At 60.3% G+C, this 18,380-nt stretch carries 19 protein-coding genes and 4 tRNA genes; 18 read left to right on the top strand and 5 right to left on the bottom strand.

Features of this window, described 5'->3' with window-relative positions; genetic code table 11:
• The first annotated feature begins 1 nt into the window (after nucleotide 1).
• The 7 genes from KGB20_RS11935 (at nucleotide 2) to KGB20_RS11905 (ending at nucleotide 7,052) form a co-directional block, all read left to right on the top strand.
• A complete protein-coding gene (locus KGB20_RS11935; RefSeq protein ID WP_057714076.1) occupies nucleotides 2-1,069 on the top strand; it encodes an NAD(P)H-dependent flavin oxidoreductase in 1,068 nt (355 codons plus the stop codon).
• A gap of 9 nt (nucleotides 1,070-1,078) precedes the next feature.
• Nucleotides 1,079-1,834 carry an enoyl-CoA hydratase family protein gene (locus tag KGB20_RS11930; RefSeq protein ID WP_090456721.1) on the top strand — a complete coding sequence of 252 codons (756 nt, stop codon included), beginning with the start codon at nucleotides 1,079-1,081 and terminating at the stop codon, nucleotides 1,832-1,834.
• Nucleotides 1,835-1,844: 10 nt separating this feature from the next.
• Nucleotides 1,845-3,011 carry an acyl-CoA dehydrogenase family protein gene (locus KGB20_RS11925; RefSeq protein WP_057714078.1) on the top strand — a complete coding sequence of 389 codons (1,167 nt, stop codon included), beginning with the start codon at nucleotides 1,845-1,847 and terminating at the stop codon, nucleotides 3,009-3,011.
• 10 nt (nucleotides 3,012-3,021) lie between these two features.
• A complete protein-coding gene (locus tag KGB20_RS11920; RefSeq protein ID WP_223532321.1) occupies nucleotides 3,022-4,077 on the top strand; it encodes an acyl-CoA dehydrogenase family protein in 1,056 nt (351 codons plus the stop codon).
• Nucleotides 4,078-4,156: 79 nt separating this feature from the next.
• A complete protein-coding gene (locus tag KGB20_RS11915; protein WP_223532319.1) occupies nucleotides 4,157-5,305 on the top strand; it encodes an acetyl-CoA C-acetyltransferase in 1,149 nt (382 codons plus the stop codon).
• A gap of 162 nt (nucleotides 5,306-5,467) precedes the next feature.
• Nucleotides 5,468-6,343 (top strand): SDR family oxidoreductase, encoded by an 876-nt coding sequence (locus KGB20_RS11910; RefSeq protein ID WP_223532317.1) that lies wholly within the window; start codon nucleotides 5,468-5,470, stop codon nucleotides 6,341-6,343.
• A gap of 199 nt (nucleotides 6,344-6,542) precedes the next feature.
• Nucleotides 6,543-7,052 (top strand): DUF1993 family protein, encoded by a 510-nt coding sequence (locus tag KGB20_RS11905; protein WP_057714082.1) that lies wholly within the window; start codon nucleotides 6,543-6,545, stop codon nucleotides 7,050-7,052.
• A gap of 164 nt (nucleotides 7,053-7,216) precedes the next feature.
• Here KGB20_RS11905 and sstT read toward each other — a convergent pair whose 3' ends face one another.
• Nucleotides 7,217-8,449 (bottom strand): serine/threonine transporter SstT, encoded by a 1,233-nt coding sequence (gene sstT, locus KGB20_RS11900; RefSeq protein ID WP_223532315.1) that lies wholly within the window; start codon nucleotides 8,447-8,449, stop codon nucleotides 7,217-7,219.
• A gap of 452 nt (nucleotides 8,450-8,901) precedes the next feature.
• Between sstT and KGB20_RS11895 the strand changes: the two genes are divergently transcribed.
• Nucleotides 8,902-10,056: an MFS transporter gene (locus tag KGB20_RS11895; protein WP_057714084.1), complete on the top strand. Its 1,155-nt coding sequence runs from the start codon at nucleotides 8,902-8,904 to the stop codon at nucleotides 10,054-10,056.
• 5 nt (nucleotides 10,057-10,061) lie between these two features.
• Here KGB20_RS11895 and nhaR read toward each other — a convergent pair whose 3' ends face one another.
• Nucleotides 10,062-10,961 (bottom strand): transcriptional activator NhaR, encoded by a 900-nt coding sequence (gene nhaR / locus KGB20_RS11890; protein ID WP_057714085.1) that lies wholly within the window; start codon nucleotides 10,959-10,961, stop codon nucleotides 10,062-10,064.
• 135 nt (nucleotides 10,962-11,096) lie between these two features.
• On the opposite strand from nhaR, the gene KGB20_RS11885 reads away from it, so the two are divergent.
• Complete coding sequence (locus tag KGB20_RS11885) at nucleotides 11,097-11,339, top strand: hypothetical protein (RefSeq protein ID WP_150812569.1); 243 nt, start codon at nucleotides 11,097-11,099, stop codon at nucleotides 11,337-11,339.
• 29 nt (nucleotides 11,340-11,368) lie between these two features.
• Nucleotides 11,369-12,118, top strand: coding sequence for a TerC family protein (locus tag KGB20_RS11880; protein ID WP_223532313.1), 750 nt, complete (start codon nucleotides 11,369-11,371; stop codon nucleotides 12,116-12,118).
• A 78-nt stretch (nucleotides 12,119-12,196) separates the two neighbouring features.
• Here the strand turns inward: KGB20_RS11880 and KGB20_RS11875 are convergent, their stop codons facing one another.
• Nucleotides 12,197-12,364: a hypothetical protein gene (locus KGB20_RS11875; RefSeq protein ID WP_167362872.1), complete on the bottom strand. Its 168-nt coding sequence runs from the start codon at nucleotides 12,362-12,364 to the stop codon at nucleotides 12,197-12,199.
• A 179-nt stretch (nucleotides 12,365-12,543) separates the two neighbouring features.
• On the opposite strand from KGB20_RS11875, the gene KGB20_RS11870 reads away from it, so the two are divergent.
• The 3 genes from KGB20_RS11870 to KGB20_RS11860 all read left to right on the top strand — a co-directional run bounded on the left by KGB20_RS11870 (nucleotide 12,544) and on the right by KGB20_RS11860 (nucleotide 13,805).
• Nucleotides 12,544-13,272 (top strand): peptidase C39 family protein, encoded by a 729-nt coding sequence (locus KGB20_RS11870; RefSeq protein WP_223532311.1) that lies wholly within the window; start codon nucleotides 12,544-12,546, stop codon nucleotides 13,270-13,272.
• A 93-nt stretch (nucleotides 13,273-13,365) separates the two neighbouring features.
• Nucleotides 13,366-13,572, top strand: coding sequence for a DUF6021 family protein (locus KGB20_RS11865; protein ID WP_057714089.1), 207 nt, complete (start codon nucleotides 13,366-13,368; stop codon nucleotides 13,570-13,572).
• A 17-nt stretch (nucleotides 13,573-13,589) separates the two neighbouring features.
• A complete protein-coding gene (locus KGB20_RS11860) occupies nucleotides 13,590-13,805 on the top strand; it encodes a hypothetical protein (RefSeq protein ID WP_007977127.1) in 216 nt (71 codons plus the stop codon).
• A gap of 58 nt (nucleotides 13,806-13,863) precedes the next feature.
• On the opposite strand, the gene pbpG is transcribed toward KGB20_RS11860, so the two are convergent.
• Both pbpG and folD read right to left on the bottom strand, forming a co-directional pair.
• On the bottom strand, nucleotides 13,864-14,802 hold the full coding sequence (gene pbpG, locus KGB20_RS11855; RefSeq protein ID WP_223532309.1) for a D-alanyl-D-alanine endopeptidase: 939 nt from the start codon (nucleotides 14,800-14,802) through the stop codon (nucleotides 13,864-13,866).
• 235 nt (nucleotides 14,803-15,037) lie between these two features.
• Nucleotides 15,038-15,892, bottom strand: coding sequence for a bifunctional methylenetetrahydrofolate dehydrogenase/methenyltetrahydrofolate cyclohydrolase FolD (gene folD / locus KGB20_RS11850; protein ID WP_046043051.1), 855 nt, complete (start codon nucleotides 15,890-15,892; stop codon nucleotides 15,038-15,040).
• Nucleotides 15,893-16,166: 274 nt separating this feature from the next.
• Between folD and KGB20_RS11845 the strand changes: the two genes are divergently transcribed.
• The 5 genes from KGB20_RS11845 to tig all read left to right on the top strand — a co-directional run bounded on the left by KGB20_RS11845 (nucleotide 16,167) and on the right by tig (nucleotide 18,341).
• Nucleotides 16,167-16,243 (top strand) — tRNA-Arg (locus tag KGB20_RS11845).
• 32 nt (nucleotides 16,244-16,275) lie between these two features.
• Nucleotides 16,276-16,351 (top strand) — tRNA-His (locus KGB20_RS11840).
• 56 nt (nucleotides 16,352-16,407) lie between these two features.
• Nucleotides 16,408-16,492: transfer RNA gene (locus KGB20_RS11835), tRNA-Leu, on the top strand.
• A gap of 77 nt (nucleotides 16,493-16,569) precedes the next feature.
• Nucleotides 16,570-16,645: transfer RNA gene (locus KGB20_RS11830), tRNA-His, on the top strand.
• Nucleotides 16,646-17,030: 385 nt separating this feature from the next.
• Nucleotides 17,031-18,341: a trigger factor gene (gene tig, locus KGB20_RS11825; RefSeq protein WP_057714092.1), complete on the top strand. Its 1,311-nt coding sequence runs from the start codon at nucleotides 17,031-17,033 to the stop codon at nucleotides 18,339-18,341.
• Nucleotides 18,342-18,380: the final 39 nt, after the last annotated feature.

Here is an 18,380-nt window from a genome sequence, read left to right as displayed (position 1 = left end):
CATGGCGATCTCGTTGAATACCCGATTGACACAACTGCTCGGTTGCCGTTATCCGATCATCCAGACCGCCATGGGCTGGGTCGCCGACCCGAAACTGGTGGCGGCCACGGGCAATGCCGGTGGTTTCGGCTTTCTCGCCGGGGCGACCATCGAACCGCAGCAGATGGAAGCGGCGATTATCGAAACCCGGCGCCTGACCGATCAGCCGTTCGGGGTGAACTTCCACATGTACCAGGCCAATGCCGGCGAGATCGTCGAACTGGTGTTGCGCCATAAAGTCCGGGCGGTGAGCTACAGCCGTTCGCCGGGCAAGCAGATGATCAGCCGCCTGAAGGACGCCGGCGTGGTGTGCATTCCCACGGTGGGCGCGCTCAAACATGCACAGAAAGCCGTGGAAATGGGCGCCGATGCGGTGACCGTGCAAGGCGGCGAGGGCGGTGGGCATACCGGCTCCGTGCCGACCTCGATGCTGCTGGATCAAGTGGTCAATGCGGTGTCGGTGCCCGTGGTGGCGGCCGGCGGTTTCAAGGACGGCAGGGGCCTGGTTTCGGCCCTGGCCTACGGCGCCGAAGGCATCGCCATGGGTACGCGCTTCCTGATGTGCGCCGACAGCCCGGTGCCCCAGGCGACGCTTGCGCGTTACCTGGCGGTCAAGGACCCGGCGGCGATCATCATCAGCCGCGCCATCGACGGCATGCCGCAACGGATGATCCGCAACGAATTGCTTAACCAACTGGAAAACAGCGGCGGCCTCAAGCGCCTGTTGCTGGCATTGCGCAGTGGCCTGGCCTACCGCCGCCACACCGGCATGAGCCTGACCCAGTTGCTCGGCAGTGCCTTGAAGATGCGCGGCGCCGGGGAGCTGACCGCCGCGCAAAGCATCATGGCCGCCAACGCGCCGATGGTGATCCAGAAAGCCATGGTCGACGGGCAACCGGCCGCGGGCGTATTGCCCGCCGGGCAGATCGCCGCCTCCATCGACAGCTTGCCCAGCTGCGCCCAATTGATTGAACAGATCGTCCGCGACGCCGAAGTGCGCCTGGGCGAGCTGTGCCGCCGTGTGTCGTAAGGGGAAAGCATGAAACCATTTAGCGTGAGTATCGATAACGGCATCGCGGAACTGGTGTTCGACCGGCCACCGGTCAACGCCTTCAACTGCCAGGGCTGGGCCGATATCGCCAGCGAAATCGAAAGCCTGGGGCGCAATGCCGAGGTGCGGGTGATCCTGATCCGTGCCGAAGGGCGTGGCTTCTGCGCCGGGGTCGATATCAAGGAACTGGCCGCCGACGGCAACCTGATCGTCGCGGTGAACAAGGGCAACTACGACAGCTTCAAGGCGATCCACCGCAATCCGAAACCGGTGATCGTCGCCGTGCACGGTTTCGTGCTCGGTGGCGGCATCGGTATCTGCGGCGCCGCCGACATCATCGTCGCGTCCGAGTGCGCCACCTTCGGCGTGCCGGAAGTGGATCGCGGGGCCATGGGCGGCGGTGCGCATTTGCAGCGGTTGTTCCCGGTGCAGAAAGTCCGCCACATGTACTTCACCGGCGAGGCCATCGACGCCGCCGAAGCTTACCGCCTGGGCGCGGTGGAGCGGGTGGTCAAGCGCGAAGACTTGCGCGAAGCCGCGTTGCAGATCGCCCGCACCATCGCCGCCAAGAGCCCGGGCATGATCAGCCTGGCCAAGGAAGCGCTGAGCGGCATCGAAGACGGCAATCTGGAAGACAAATACCGCTGGGAGCAGGGCTTCACCCTCGAAGCCTACCGCTCACTGGACTCTCAGGAAGCACGCGACTCGTTCGTCGAGAAACGCGATGCCCGATTCAACGGCTGAAGGCATATCCATGGACCTGACCTATACCCCGGCCCAGCAGGCCTTTCGCTTTGATGCGCGGACCTGGCTGGCGGCCAATGTACCGAGTGAACCGCTGCAATCGTTCGACACCGAACAAGGTTTTGCCGAGCACCGCGCCTGGGAAGCAAAACTCAACGAAGGCCGTTGGGGCATGGTCACCTGGCCGACCGAACTCGGCGGCCGTGGTTGCGACCTGATCGAGTGGCTGATTTTCGAAGAGGAATACTACCGTTCCGGGGCGCCGGCACGGGTCAACCAGAACGGCATCTTCCTGCTCGGCCCGACCCTGATGGAGTACGGCAGCGAAGAGCAGAAAGCGCGATTCCTGCCGCGCATGGCCACCGGTGAAGACATCTGGGCCCAGGCTTGGTCCGAGCCGGGTGCCGGCTCCGATATGGCGGCGATCCGCTCCAAGGCTGAGCGTGTGGGCGACCACTACGTGATCAACGGCCAGAAAACCTGGTCGACCCGCGCGGTGTGGGCTGACTGGGCGTTCGGTATTTTCCGCACCGACCCGCAGTCTCAGCGCCATCACGGCCTGACGTTCATCCTGCTGCCGCTGAACACGCCGGGGATCACCGTGCGGCCGATTCCGCAGCTAAACGGCTTGCCGGGTTTCGCCGAGATTTTCTTCGACGACGTCAAGGTGCCGGTGGAGAACGCCCTCGGTGGTGAAGGCATGGGCTGGCACGTGGCGATGTCCACCGCAGGTTTCGAGCGCGGCTTGTTGCTGCGCTCGCCTGCGCGCTTCCAGGAAACCGCCAAGCGCCTGGTGCAGTTGTACCTGGCCAACCGCGAGCAGGCCGACCGCGACCCGGCCATTGGCGAAGCAGTGATGCGCGCCTGGCTCGATGCCGAGGCCTACACCCTGGGCACCTACATGACCGCCTCGCAACTGGTGCAGGGCGGCAAGATCGGGCCGGAATCGTCGACCAACAAGATCTTCTGGTCCGAACTCGACCAGCGCATGCACGACACTGCCATGAGCATTCTCGGTTTGCGTGGCGAGCTGCTGCCCCAAGCTCCGGCCGCTGGTGACGTCGGCCATTGGCTGGAAGGTTTCCTGTTTGCCCAGGCCGGGCCGATCTACGCCGGCACCAACGAGATCCAGCGCAACATCATTGCCGAACGCATGCTCGGCATGCCGCGTGCCTGAGGAATAGACCATGGACTTTAGTTTCAGCCGCGACCAACTGCTGTTTCAGGACAACGTCCGCAGCTTCCTGATCAACGAAGTCACCCCGGAACGCATTCGCGAACTGTGGCAGAGCGACAGCGGGCGCAGTGAGCAACTCTGGGCGCAATTGGTGGAACTGGGCCTGACCGCCCTGACCGTGCCCGAGGCACAGGACGGCATGGGCATGAATGAGCTGGACTTCATTCTTATCGCTCAGGAGTGCGGTTACGCCGGTCTGCCCGAACCGCTGGTGGACACCATGCTGGTCGGCGTGCCGTTGCTCGCCGCCCTGGATGAGCAACACGCCCCGCTCAAACAAAAATGGTTGTCGCGAGTGGCCGAGGGCCGTGCACGTCTCGCGGTTTCCGAGCCAGGTAATCCGCTGGTCAGCGATGCCCATGTCGCCGATCTGCTGTTGCTGGCCCATGGCGATGAAGTGCATGCGCTGGAGCGTGATGCCGTGCGCCTGACCCGCAACGAGTCGGTCGACCCGAGCCGTCAGTTGTTCCAGGTCGAGTGGGCGCCAACACCGGACACCTGTGTTGCCAGCGGTGAACAGGGCCGACGTTTGTGGGCCGCTGCCTTCAACCGTGGCGCCCTCGCCAGTGCCGCGCAATTGCTCGGGCTGGCCAAGCGCATGGTCGACCTGGCGGTGGACTACACCTTCGAGCGCAAGCAGTTCGGCAAACCGGTGGGGTCGTTCCAGGCGGTCAAGCATCTGATGGCTAACGTCGCGGTGCAGATCGAGTTCGCTAAAGGCCCGCTGTATCGCGCCGCCTATGCGCTCGCAGAGCAGCAGGCAGATCAGGACGTATTCGTCTCCCACGCCAAGTTGGCAACGGCGGAAGCGGCCATGCTTGCGGCGAAGAACACCATCCAGGCCCACGGCGCCATGGGGTACACCTGGGAAGTCGATTTGCATCTGTTCATGAAGCGCGCCTGGGCCCTGGACAAGGTCTGGGGCGATCGCGGCCATCACAAAGGGCGGATTCGCGCTGTGTTGCTGGACGGCAAGCCTGCGCTGGGTGCGGGCAGTACGTTCTAACCCGTCAGTAAGGGTGACGAAATCCCACAGGTTTTCGGCGCTCTCAATGCCTGAATTCAACTTTTTACCGAGGTAGACCATGCCTGAAGCCTACATAGTCGACGCCCTGCGTACGCCCACCGGGCGGCGCAAGGGTGGTCTGAGCCAGATCCACGCCGCCGACCTGGGCGCCCACGTATTGCGCGCGCTGGTCGAGCGCAATGCCATTCCCGACGAGGATTACGACGACGTGATCTTCGGCTGTGTCGACACCATCGGCCCGTTGGCCGGTGACATCGCCCGCACCAGTTGGCTGGCGGCCGGTCTGTCGCAATCGGTGCCGGGTACCACCATCGATCGCCAGTGCGGTTCGTCCCAGCAAGCGGTGCACTTCGCCGCCCAGGCGGTGATGAGCGGCACTCAGGACGTGGTCATCGCCGGTGGCGTGCAGACCATGACCCAGATCCCGATTTCCTCGGCGATGATCGCCGCCGAACCCTTGGGCTTCACCGATCCGTTCAGCGGTTCCGAAGGCTGGGTGCGGCGCTATGGCGCGCAACCACCGACGCAGTTCCGTTCGGCGCAGATGATCGCCGAAAAGTGGGACCTGTCCCGGGCGCAACTTGAAGCCTATTCGCTTGAGTCCCATCGACGTGCCTTGCAGGCCATCGAGCAAGGCCGCTTCAACCGCGAGATCGTGCCGCTGGCCGGTGTGCTGCATGACGAAACCCCGCGCCAGACCAGCCTGGAGAAAATGGCCGAGCTGGAATTCCTGTTTGGCTGTGACCGGGTCACCGCCGCGGTGTCGAGCCAGACCTGCGACGCGGCCAGTGCGATGCTGATCGTCTCGGAGGTGGCGCTCAAGCGTTACGGCCTGACGCCACGGGCACGCATCCATCACCTGAGCGTGCGCGCCGAAGACCCGATCTGGATGCTCACCGCGCCGATCCCGGCCACCGCTTACGCACTCAAGCGCGCCGGCATGAAGCTCGAAGACATCGACCGGGTGGAGATCAACGAAGCCTTCGCCTCAGTGGCCATGGCCTGGTTGAAAGAGACTGGCTACCCCCACGAACAGACCAACGTCAATGGCGGCGCGATTGCCCTCGGACATCCATTGGGCGCCACCGGCACCCGCTTGATGTGCACCTTGCTGCATGAACTGGAGCGCAGCGGCGGACGCTTCGGCATGCAGACCATGTGCGAAGGCGGCGGTCAGGCCAACGTGACGATCATCGAACGCTTGTAAACCAGGATGTACACCGATCCTGTAGGAGCGAGCCTGCTCGCGATGGACTCAAGAGCGACGCGGTTATTCAGATACCCCGCGCATTCGTTAACGACCTTCGCGAGCAGGCTCGCTCCTACAGGGGATTGTGTCGACCCGTGATGAATTTGAAGGATGAGCAACATGAAGATCTGTGAAAACCGCGTCGTGATCATCACCGGTGCCGGCGGTGGTCTGGGCCGTGCCTACGCGTTGGCCTTCGCCGCCGAAGGTGCAAAAGTGGTGGTCAACGACATCAATCGTGAAGCGGCGTTGGCCGTGGTCGGCGAAATCCTCGGGCAGGGCGGCAGTGCCGTGGCCAACAGCGATGACATTACCCGCTATGACTCGGCGGGCTTGATCGTGCGCCAGGCCATCGAAACCTTCGGCGACCTGAACGTGGTGGTCAACAACGCCGGCATCTGCCGCGACCGCATGTTCGCCAGCCTCAGTGAAGCCGATTGGGATGCCGTGGTGGCCGTGCACCTCAAGGGCCATTTCTGCATTTCCAGCCACGCCGTGAAGTACTGGCGTGAGCAGGCCAAGGGCGGCGCCAGGGTCGATGCGCGGATCATCAATACCAGCTCCGGCGCCGGTTTGCAGGGCTCCATCGGTCAGTCCAACTACGCGGCGGCCAAGGGCGGTATTGCTTCGCTGACGCTGGTGCAGGCGGCTGAACTGCGCCGCTACGGGATCACCGCCAACGCCCTGGCGCCGGCCGCGCGCACCGGGATGACCGAGCAAGTGTTCGCCGACACCATGAAAAAGCCTGAAGAGGGCTTCGATTACTTCGCCCCGGAAAACGTCGCACCGCTGGTGGTGTGGCTCGGGTCGGAGGCTTCCGCCGAGGTGACCGGGCAGATGTTCGAAGTCGAGGGCGGCAAGTTGTCGATCGCCGACGGCTGGCGCCGTGGTCCGCAACTGGATCGCCAGGGCCGCTGGGCGGTCGACGAGATGGGCGATGCCGTCGCTCAACTGATGACGCAAGCGGTTCCTGCGGCCAAAGTTTACGGCAGCTGAAAAAGACCGGTTTCGGGAGGCGTGTGCATGGCTATAATCGGCCCCTGATACCGATCACCTGTAGGAGCGAGCTCGCTCGCGATGGACTCCAGCGCTACGCGTTTATTCAGACAGAACGCGTTTTCGTTAACGTCCATCGCGAGCAAGCTCGCTCCTACAGATTGCCCATGACCCACGTTCCCTCCACACGAGACCTGCCATGACCATTTCCCTGTACGACGCTTCCGTGCCTGTTTTCCAGCAAATGCTCAACGCCCTGAGCGATGTACTGAAAAAGGCCGAGGCTCACGCCACCGAAAAAAACATCGACCCTAACGCGTTCCTGCAAGCGCGCCTGTTCCCGGACATGTTCCCTCTGGTGCGTCAGGTGCAGATCGCCGTTGATTTCAGCAAGGGTGTTACCGGTCGTCTGGCTGAAGTCGAGCTGCCGAAGTACGACGACAGCGAAACCACCTTCGCCGAACTGCAAGCGTTGATTGCCAAGGCACTGGCCTTCATCGGCTCGATCAAGCCGGAGCAGATCAACGGCAAGGAAGGCATCGAGATCGTGACCCGTCCGGGCACGCCTAAAGAGAAGCGCTTCAGCGGTCAGTCCTACCTGCTGACCTACGGCCTGCCTCAGTTCTTCTTCCACATCACCACCACTTACGCACTGCTGCGCCATAACGGCGTGGAAGTGGGCAAGCGGGACTACATGGGCGCGTTCTAAACCGTCCGGGTACAAAAAAGCCCGCCAAGGTTTGCGCCTTGGCGGGCTTTTTTTGTAGGAGCGAGCTTGCTTGCGATGAACCCGAGTACAACGCGTTTATCCAGAAAGTACGCGTTATCGTTGACGTCCATCGCGAGCAAGCTCGCTCCTACAGGGGGAGGGTGTCAGGCCAGGCGTTCTGCTTTTGCCTCTTCACCCAGGCAAGCCGCCGCGGTGAACAGCACATCGGTGGACGAGTTGAGCGCGGTTTCCGCCGAGTCCTGCAACACGCCGATGATGAAACCGACCGCCACCACCTGCATGGCGATTTCGCTCGGGATGCCGAACAGGCTGCACGCCAGTGGAATCAGCAACAGCGAACCACCGGCTACACCGGAAGCACCGCAGGCGCAGATCGCCGCGACGACGCTCAGCAGGATCGCCGTCGGAACGTCCACGGTGATGCCGAGGGTGTGCACGGCCGCCAGGGTCAGTACGGTGATGGTGATCGCAGCACCCGCCATGTTGATGGTCGCGCCCAGCGGGATCGATACCGAGTAGGTGTCTTCGTGCAGGCCCAGACGCTTGCTCAACTCCAGGTTGACCGGAATGTTCGCCGCCGAGCTGCGGGTGAAGAACGCCGTGATGCCGCTCTCGCGCAGGCAGGTCAGCACCAGCGGGTACGGGTTGGTGCGCAGTTTCCAGAACACGATGAGCGGGTTCATCACCAGCGCCACGAACAGCATGCAGCCCAGCAGCACGGCCAGCAGCTGCGCGTAGCCGATCAAGGCACCGAAGCCGGAAGTGGCGAGGGTCGAGGCCACCAGGCCGAAGATGCCCAGCGGGGCGAAGCTGATCACCAGGCGCACGATCACCGTCACGCCGTTGGACAGGTCGCCCAGCACTTCACGGGTGGTGTCGCCGGCGTGGCGGATGGCAATACCCATACCGATGGCCCACGCCAGGATGCCGATGAAATTGGCATTCATCAGGGCGCTGACCGGATTATCGACCACGCTCAGCAACAGGCTTTGCAACACTTCGCCAATCCCGCCAGGCGCTGTGACCGCGACGTCCTGGGTCGACAGCACCAGGCTCGACGGGAACGTCATGCTGGCAACCACCGCCACGACGGCCGCGGCGAAAGTGCCCAGCAGATACAGGAACAGAATCGGCCGGATATGGGTTTCCTGGCCGTGCTTGTGGTTGGCAATCGACGCCATGACCAGCACGAATACCAGAATCGGCGCGACGGCTTTCAGTGCCGAGACAAACACTTTGCCGATGAACGCCGTGGACTTCGCCATGTCGGGGGCAAACAGCGCCAGGGCAATACCGGCGATCAGGCCGATCACGATCTGTGTGACCAGGCTCAGGCGTTTAAGGCGTTGCAATAGAGAAGGGGATGAAGCTGTCATAAAACGGCATCTCTGAATTTTTATAAGTGCATGGTTTCGTCGCAGTTGCAGCAACAAGCAGGGCAGGCCGCAGACCGGAAACCGGGAGGGGAATACAGGGTGTAGAACACCGCATTCCTTGTGGGAGCGAGCTTGCTCGCGATGACGCTGGCACAGTCGACACTTGCGTTGTCTGACAGTCCGCCATCGCGAGCAAGCTCGCTCCCACAGGTTTTGCCCCTTAAATGATCGGCATTGATCACAGGGTGTACGTTTTTCAGGGCGCGGACTTTATCACAGCGCAGGAACGATCTTTCAGACCTGTGACGAACTGCCACCCTGGTCTTCAACGCGAATTGCAGGTTCGTGCAACCGCATCCGAAAACACTCTGTTAAGATTCGCCATCCTCATTTTCATGTCTGCCAGTGGGCCTTCGGGCTATCGCTGGTGTTTTCGTTTTCTGGAGTTTTGCATGCTGTTGCCCATTCTTCTGTTGTCCGCCGCCGGCTTCACGGTGCTGACCACGGAATTCATCATTGTTGGCCTGTTGCCAGCTATCGCCAGGGACCTGGAGGTCAGCATCCCGCAGGCCGGTTTGCTGGTGACCCTGTTCGCCTTCACCGTGGCCGCGTTCGGGCCGTTCCTGACGGCGTATTTCGCCCGCTTCGAGCGTCGCAAGTTATTCATCTCGGTGCTGATCATGTTTGGCCTGGCCAACACGGTCGCGGCGCTGGCGCCGAACATCTGGGTGATGGCGTTTGCCCGCTTGATCCCGGCGCTGGGGTTGCCAGTGTTCTGGGCCTTGGCCAGCGAAACGGCGGTGGACATCGTCGGGCCGGATTACGCCGGTCGCGCCATCGCCAAGATCGGCTTCGGCATCGTTTGTGCCACGGTGTTCGGCATTCCCGTGGGCACGCTGATTTCCGATGCGTTCGGCTGGCGCAGTGCCTTCGCGATTCTGGCGGTCATCGCCTTTGCCAAGGCGTTGCTGCTGTTTATCTATCTGCCGAAGACCAACCTGCACCAGCATCAGGTGAGCTTGCGGTCGCAGTTCAAGATCCTGCGCAGCCCGCTGATGCTCGGTCACGTGCTGCTGTCTGTGATTGTGTTCAGCGGCATGTTCACCGCGTACACCTATCTGGCGGACATCCTTGAGCGACTGGCCGGCTTCAACGGCACCGTGGTCGGCTGGTGCCTGATGGGCTTTGGTGCGGTCGGACTGATCGGCAACTCCCTGGGTGGCCGTGCGGTGGATCGTCACCCGCTGATGGCGTCGATGATGTTCTGCGCGTTCATGATTGCCGGCCTGGTGGCGCTGGTGCCGAACATCCACTCGCCGCTGGGTCTGGCAGCAGCGATGGGCATCTGGGGCGTGACCCAGGCAGCGTTGTTCCTGGTCAGCCATGTGCGCCTGATGAAAGCTGCGCCCGAAGCGCCAGCGTTCGCCGCGTCGCTGAACATCGCCGGTGCCAACCTCGGTATCGGTCTGGGCGCGATGATCGGTGGCCGGGTAATCGACAGCGTCGGCCTGCAAGGCCTTGGCTTCGCCGCGGCGGCGTTCATCCTCGCCTCGATCCTGCTGGCCATTGCGCTGATGACCTTCAAGCCCCGGGAAGTCTGCGCCTGAGTGTCCTAAAACTCGGTAAACAGCTCGCGTCGGGCACCTTCGGTAATGGCGACAATGCCGGGGTGCTTGACCTTGCGTTCAACTGAGATGGCATAGAACGACTCGCTCACCGCGTCGGTCTGGCCGATCACTTGCACGCCATATTGGCGTCGCACCTCATCGGCAATCACGCTCGGGCCGATGAAGATCCCGCTGCCGGATTGGCCGAAGGCCTGCATCAGGGCGCTGTCGTCGAACTCGCCGACAATTTGCGGCTGGATCTGCTGCTCGGCAAACCACCGTTGCAAACGGCTGCGCACCACGGTTTCCGGCCCGGGAATCAGTAGCGGCGCACCGTGCAGGTTGCGCGGAAAGTCGTGACCGTAACGGGCCGCCAGCTCTGGGGTGGCGAAGAAGCTGATCCCGCACTCACCGAGTTTCTGGCTGTAGCCCTTGATGTCCAGGTGCGATGGCATGGGGCTGTCGGATATCACCAGGTCCAGGCGCTGGATCGCCAGGTCGGCCAACAAACGTTCAAGCTTGTCTTCGCGACAAGTGATGCGCAGCGGTTCGCTCAGCTCCATGGTCGGTGCAATCAGGCGATAGACGATGGACTTGGGCACCACGTCGGCCACGCCGACGCGAAACAGGATCTGCTGCTCATTGGGTTGTGCCCGCAGCATCAGTTCCAGTTCGCCACCCAGCTGGAACATTTGTTCGGCGTAGGGCAGTGCCTGCCGGCCGGCCTCGGTAAGTTCGAGTTGCCGTCCGACACGCCGGAACAACTCGATGCCAAAGGTCTGTTCCAGTAATGAAATCTGCCCGCTGATGGTTTGTGGCGTGAGATTGAGCTGCTCACAGGCGCGCACGATGCTGCCGGTCTTGGCCACCACCCAGAAGTAATGCAATTGCCGATAGTTGAGCATGGCGATCTACAGTTCGTAAAAACCGAAGTATAACCGCTGAAAATACGAATTTTCCTGAAGTATTCACTTCCCTAGAATGCATCGCTATCAACGGGCCATCGTTTAGGTCCCGTTCGTTCTATCGAGGAAAGCATCATGAAGCTTAAAGCCACGGCATTGCTGATCACGTCTTTACTGGTACTGGCCGGTTGCGACCAGGCCGAGAAAAGCGCGCAACAATTGATGGGCAAGGCTGCCGAAAGCGCCAAACAGGCGATTGACGATACCCACAAGGCGGCCGAGCAAGCACTCAATGACGCCACCAGCGGGTTGATCAGCAAAAAAGAATCATCGGAAAAAGACTCGGAAAAAACCGAATCTTCCTCCCAGGAAATCTAAACCGTATTACAACGAGTCAGGACTGACCCATGGACTACCTTTTACAACTTGCCGCCAGCCCCACCGCCTGGGTCGCCCTCGCCACCCTGATCGTGATGGAGATCGTGCTCGGCATCGATAACCTGATCTTCATCTCGATCCTGACCAACAAGCTGCCCTTGCACAATCGACAGCGGGCACGACGCATCGGTATCGGCATGGCGTTGATCCTGCGTCTGGGCTTGCTGAGCACCATCGCGTTCATCGTCCAGTTGACCAATCCGGTGATCGAGATCCTCGGCCACGCGTTTTCCTGGAAAGACATGATCCTGATTGCCGGTGGCCTGTTCCTGTTGTGGAAGGCGACCACCGAGATCCATCACAGCATGGACCCGGCACCGGAAGATCCGAAGTCGGCGACCTCGACCGTGACCCTGGGCTTCGCTGCCGCGATCGGTCAGATCCTGATGCTGGATATGGTGTTCTCCATCGACAGCATCATTACCGCTGTCGGCATGACCGAGCATTTGCCGATCATGGTCATCGCGGTGGTGGTGTCGGTACTGGTGATGTTGCTGGCGGCTGATCCGCTGGCCAAGTTCATCAACGACAACCCGACAGTGGTGATGCTGGCCCTGGGCTTCCTGATCATGATCGGCATGACGCTGATTGCCGAAGGCTTTGGCGCCCATGTACCGAAAGGCTACGTCTATGCGGCCATGGCATTCTCGGCTTCGATCGAGGTGTTGAACATGATGTCCCGTCGGTCCAGGCAGAAGCGGGTTGCCACTGAAGTCTGACCGCCGCTAAAAGAAACGGCCGCCTGAACTCGAAGGAGTGCAGGCGGCCGTTTTTGTTGGTCTCGGATAAAGGTGGTGTCAGTGAGCGTTGGCGTGCTGGCTCGGTGCCTTGTCCGCTTCTTGCGCAGGCGCCGGCTGGACAGGGTGATGGTGGCGGCGAGTAATGCGCAGCACGCCCCACAGCATGGCGGCGGCTACCGCCAGCCAGCCGCAAACCAACATTACAATGATCATGGTCAGGCTCATCGGTGCCTCCTCTTTGCCCTTCAATGGGCACTCACGCTTCGCTGTCGTCTCTTCAGGGAACAGTCTAGCCGTTGCTGCATTTCAGGCTATTGACCGAAAGTCGGCAGTCACCAACCAGTTCGCTCTATCGGATGCAAACAACTACCGGTTAAGGCTATACCGCTGTCGCGCGGCGTCCTATGATCAACGGCCTTGCCGGGAATATTGTTGCCTGGCGCCTGAACAAGAGAGTGATGATGGTGCGGGTATTTTCTCGAATGCTGTCGGCGGCGCTGATGGCGGGATGTGTGGCGGCGCTGGCGGGTTGCGCCGGGAGTGTTGCACCTGAGATCAAGCGTCTGCCGGAGCGGGTCGAACTCAGTGGCCGCTTCTACAAAGGCGTGGCCAATCAAAGCGGACCGCAGGTGCTGGCCAGCATGCTGTCCCAGCAGAACATCGTGATTACGCCGGGCTTGCTCGACAAACCGCTGCATTTACCGGGCGCCGAAGCCCAGCTGCAACAGAACATGGTGAACCTCGCGCGTGAGTACGGGATGGTGGTCTATCCCCTTGACGCGACCTTGCCAGCCTTGTTGACCCAGGTCGCGGCCGGTTATCCGGTGATGGTGCGCTTCACCGAAGGCTCGGCGATGTGGGCCGAACCGCGTTATGCGATTCTCACCGGGTACAACCGTCAGAAGCAGACCGTGCTGCTGCGCGCAGGCATGAGTCAGCGGACGTTGATGAGCTTCAGTTCTTTTGAATCGGCGTTCAAGGATGCCGGCGGTTGGGCAGTGTTGATCCAGAGTCCGACGCAGATTCCCGCCCAGGTCGATCAGCAACGCTGGCTCAAGGCAGCCAATGATCTGGCGCAGGCGGGCCAGGAGCCGGCGGCAGCAAAAGCTAAAAAAGCCTTGGCCGCACAGTAAGTCCGTTCGTCACCCTCCGGGCACCAGCGCCCGATGCCAGCCTCTAACCTGCAAAGGCCCGGATCTTTCCGGGCCTTGATACAGGAGGCGCCCATGGCTCATTCAACTACGCCCGTCGGTCCACACTCATCCGAGCATTCGTCTGGCAATGAGCTGGGTTTCGATCCCGATTCCCCGGACCTTGCCGATCCTCAGGTCGACCCGATCGGGCCCGCCAAGGCACCGAGGGACGTGAAACCGGGTGACAACCCCAAGGCTCCGGCCAAGCCCTATGATCCACTGGGTGATCTGAAGCCTTAGGTCCAATGGAGGTGCGTATGTCTACCGATTCCAGTTTCGACGACAAACGTCCGGAAACTGTCCCCACAACCCCCGAGCAAAGCACCGATCCGGTGATGGATCCCGACAGCCCGTTGAGGGATCCCCTGGCACGGCCAACGGTGGTGCCCACTGAAAAGCCGAAGGGTTGGAGAGATCCAAGTACCGGCGACGGCATCCCGGATGACGACCAGATGCCGCTGCCTAACGACTAACTTTGCGACGAAAAAAAGCCCCGGATGTCCGGGGCTTTTTCATGTGTTTGCAGCAAGGTTACTTCGACGCTTCCACCACGCCGCTCTGCCGCTGCTTGAGGTTCTTGTCCGCTTTGTACTGCAAGGCTACGGAAGGCACGTCCGCGCTCTTTCCGCTCTCTACCCAATTACGCATGCGCGTGGCATCGGCAAAATGGGTGTACTTGCCATAGGCGTCAAGGATCACCAAGGCCACCGGGCGGTTAGCCATTCGGGTCACCAGCACCAGGCAGTGACCGGCTTCGTTGGTGAAGCCGGTTTTTGTCAGCTGGATGTCCCAATCCGGCTTGCGGACCAAATGGTCGGTGTTGCGGAAACCCAGGCTGTAGTTCGGTTTGCGAAACGAAACGGTCTTTTCCTTGGTTGTACTCAGCTCGGTCAGCAGCGGGTACTTGTGCGCGGCGATCAACAGTTTGCTTAAATCGCGAGCGGTCGAAACGTTGCGCGGCGAGAGACCGGTCGGCTCGACGAAATGGGTATTGGTCATGCCCAAGGCCCGGGCCTTGGCGTTCATTGCAGCAATGAACGCGGCATAGCCACCCGGATAGTGGTGGGCCAGGCTTGCAGCGGCTCGGTTTTCAGATGACATCAGGGCAATCAGCAGCATTTCCCGGCGCGGCAGTTCGCTCTTGAGCTTGACCCGGGAGTACACACCTTTCATTTCCGGTGTGTCGCTGATGTTGATGTTGATGTATTCGTCCATGTTCTGCCGAGACTCAACCACGACCAGACCAGTCATCAACTTGCTGACGGAAGCGATCGGCACCACCACGTCAGGATTGCTGGCGTAGATGACTTTGTTGGTCTGCATGTCCAGCAGCAAGGAGCTGCCGGAAGCGAGCTTGAGCGTCTTCGTATCTCGCGGTGCTGCGGTGGTTTCGCCAGCGCTGGCGAAGGGCGTGATGAAAGTCCCTGCAACTGCAAAAAATAGGCTCAGGATGGAAAGACGGATTTTCACGCTGGCAGACTCATAAAGTGTTGATAAGCCGTTCTGTAACGGACTGTTTCCTAAAAAGCGCGTCATTCTGGAGTATGGCTGAATAACTGTCGATGGTTGTTCAAGTAACAGGTGAAAGTCCTGAGAAACATGAAAAAAAAGTCATTTTCCGGCGGGCGGTCGGTGTTTCTCGCGGGCAAAAAAAAACCCCGCCAGGGCGGGGTTCCTTTCACGCTGACAGCGTGCGCGTTGAAACTCAGCTGTGCAGGGTTTCGGCGGCGTACAGGGTGTTTTCCAGCAGGCAGGCACGGGTCATCGGGCCTACGCCGCCCGGTACCGGGGTGATCCAGCCGGCGCGGGGCAGGGCGGTTTCGTAGATCACGTCACCGACCAGCTTGCCGTCGTCCTGACGGTTGATGCCGACATCGATCACGATCGCGCCTTCCTTGATCCATTCGCCCTTGACCAGGCCCGGCTTGCCAGCGGCGACGACGACCAGATCCGCACGGCCGACATGGCCGGCCAGGTCCTTGGTAAAGCGGTGGGTGACCGTCACGGTGCAGCCGGCCAGCAGCAATTCCATCGCCATCGGGCGGCCAACGATATTGGACGCGCCGACGACCACGGCATCCATCCCGTAAAGGTCGACACCGGTGCTTTCCAGCAGGGTCATGATGCCTTTGGGGGTGCATGGGCGCAGCAGTGGAATGCGCTGGGCCAGGCGACCGACGTTATAAGGATGGAAGCCGTCGACGTCTTTATCCGGACGAATGCGCTCCAGCAGCCTGGAGGCGTCCAGGTGTTCGGGAAGCGGAAGTTGAAGCAGAACGCCGTCGATTGCAGGGTCGTCGTTCAGGCGATCGATCAGCTCGGTCAGCGCTTCTTGAGTGGTTTCGGAAGGCAGGTCATAGGCTTGGGATAGAAAGCCGACCTCTTCACAGTCTTTACGCTTGTGCGAGACATAAACCTGAGAGGCAGGATCGCTGCCGACCAGGATCACCGCAAGGCCGGGCGTGCGCAGGCCTTGCTGGCGACGCTCGGTGACACGTTGGGCGATCTGCTGGCGCAGGCTGGCGGCGATCGATTTGCCGTCGATAAGTTGTGCAGTCATTGCGCGTGATTAACCATCGAGAGGGGAAAAAAAGAGAACGCATTCTCGCATGTCATGCGGTGAGGGCAAAGGCGCTTGGTCTGCAAATTCCCCTAACTCCTTTAATTAAATGAATTTTTTTTAAAAAGGATTTGACGACCTTCGGGGGGCTCTATACTATTCGTCGCACTTGTCGGGCACAGCCTAGCACTGGTTAGGAAGGTTGAGCAGGATTACGATTCTGCAAGGCTGGAAAGCACTTAGTTTGTAGTCCTCCAAGGTTACAGCTAACAAGGCGCCCGTAGCTCAGCTGGATAGAGCATCCGCCTTCTAAGCGGATGGTCGCAGGTTCGAGTCCTGCCGGGTGCGCCATTAGGCAGCTTTGGCACAAGTAGCGCGATATGGTGGGCGTAGCTCAGTTGGTAGAGCACGGGATTGTGACTCCCGTTGTCGTGGGTTCGATCCCCATCGTCCACCCCATATTTCGAAAGGCGCCAGATTAACAGTCTGGCGCCTTTGCTTTAAAGGCTTCATCCGCGGATGTGGTGGAATTGGTAGACACACTGGATTTAGGTTCCAGCGCCGCGAGGCGTAAGAGTTCGAGTCTCTTCATCCGCACCAAATAAAGCTTCATTCAGGCACTTGGCCTGGCTGGAGCTTGATAAAGAAGTTGTTTGGCTTCTTTAACAGGCAATATGGTGGGCGTAGCTCAGTTGGTAGAGCACGGGATTGTGACTCCCGTTGTCGTGGGTTCGATCCCCATCGTCCACCCCATATTTCGAAAGGCGCCAGATTGAAAAGTCTGGCGCCTTTTTTGTTTCGGCGGCCGCAGGTTCCGGGTCGCAGGGGCGGGCGTTTCGTCGTATTTATGTTTCTCGATGATGCTGTCCTGCCCGCCGGCCTTGCTTGCGAGATCGGCTGTCAGGGAGATGATTGGCGACCTTCTCTATATAGGGAAAGGTTGGCGCAGAGCCCTGGCGTGATTGGTTGTATTTGCCATCGGGGCGAGGTGCATTCGTGCATTCGCACCTATAAATTGCCTGCTGCGTTTTTACCCGTTTTCAGTAGGGTGACTTCTTGAGTTTGACCCACTAGAATGCATGCCCTTGATTCTGGGGTCGGAAACGGCCGGCTAACGTCTGTGCAACGAGGAATATCCATGCAAGTTTCTGTTGAAAATACTACTGCTCTTGAGCGCCGCATGAGCGTCACCGTGCCGGCTGAGCGCATCGAGAGCCAGGTCAACAAGCGTCTGCAGCAGACCGCCCAAAAGGCCAAGATTGCTGGCTTCCGTCCAGGCAAAGTGCCAATGAGCGAAATCAAGCGCCGTTTCGGTGCTGACGCTCGCCAGGAAGCTGTAGGCGACGTGATCCAGTCTTCCTTCTACGAAGCTGTGGTTGAGCAGAAGCTGAACCCGGCTGGTCAGCCTTCGATCGAGCCAAAATCCCTGGAAGCGGGCAAGGACCTGGAATACGTAGCCGTATTCGAAGTGTTCCCTGAGTTCACCGTTGCCGGTTTCGAAGGTATCACCGTAGAGCGCCTGAGCGCTGACGTGTCTGATGCCGATCTGGACAAGATGCTGGACATCCTGCGCAAGCAGAACACCCGTTTCGAAGTGGCCGATCGCGCTGCTCAAAACGAAGACCAGCTGAACATCGATTTCGTCGGCAAGGTCGACGGTGAAGTGTTCGCTGGCGGTTCCGCCAAGGGTACCCAGCTGGTTCTGGGTTCCGGCCGCATGATCCCTGGTTTCGAAGATGGCCTGGTTGGCGCCAAAGCCGGTGAAGAACGCGTTCTGAACCTGACTTTCCCAGAGGACTATCAGAACCTGGACCTGGCTGGCAAAACCGCCGAGTTCACCGTGACCGTCAACACCGTTTCCGAGCCAAAGCTGCCAGAGCTGACCGAAGAATTCTTCGCTCAATTCGGCATCAAGGAAACCGGTCTGGAAGGCTTCCGCGCCGAAGTTCGCAAGAACATGGAGCGTGAACTGCGTCAGGCGATCAAATCCAAGGTCAAGAATCAGGTAATGGACGGTCTGCTGGCCACCAACCCGATCGAAGTGCCAAAGGCTCTGCTGTCCAACGAAGTTGACCGTCTGCGCGTGCAGGCTGTTCAGCAGTTCGGCGGCAACATCAAGCCTGACCAACTGCCGGCCGAGCTGTTCGAAGAGCAAGCCAAGCGCCGCGTAGTACTGGGTCTGATCGTGGCTGAAGTGGTCAAGCAATTCGATCTCAAGCCTGACGAAACCCGCGTTCGCGAGATGATTCAGGAAATGGCTTCGGCCTACCAGGAACCTGAGCAAGTTGTGTCCTGGTACTACAAGAACGACCAGCAACTGAACGAAGTTCGCTCGGTTGTGCTGGAAGAGCAAGTTGTGGATACTGTTCTGCAGAAAGCTAGCGTGACCGACAAATCGGTCTCTTACGAAGAAGCAGTCAAGCCGGTAGAAGCACCACAAGCCGACTGATCACTTTTGCGGTAAGAAGCAAACACCATAAGCCAGCCT

Source organism: Pseudomonas sp. BF-R-30, assembly GCF_019956175.1.
GTDB lineage: Bacteria > Pseudomonadota > Gammaproteobacteria > Pseudomonadales > Pseudomonadaceae > Aquipseudomonas > Aquipseudomonas jessenii.
The sequence above is the reverse complement of the archived record's forward strand: the minus strand, read 5'-3'. Positions and strand labels throughout refer to the sequence as shown.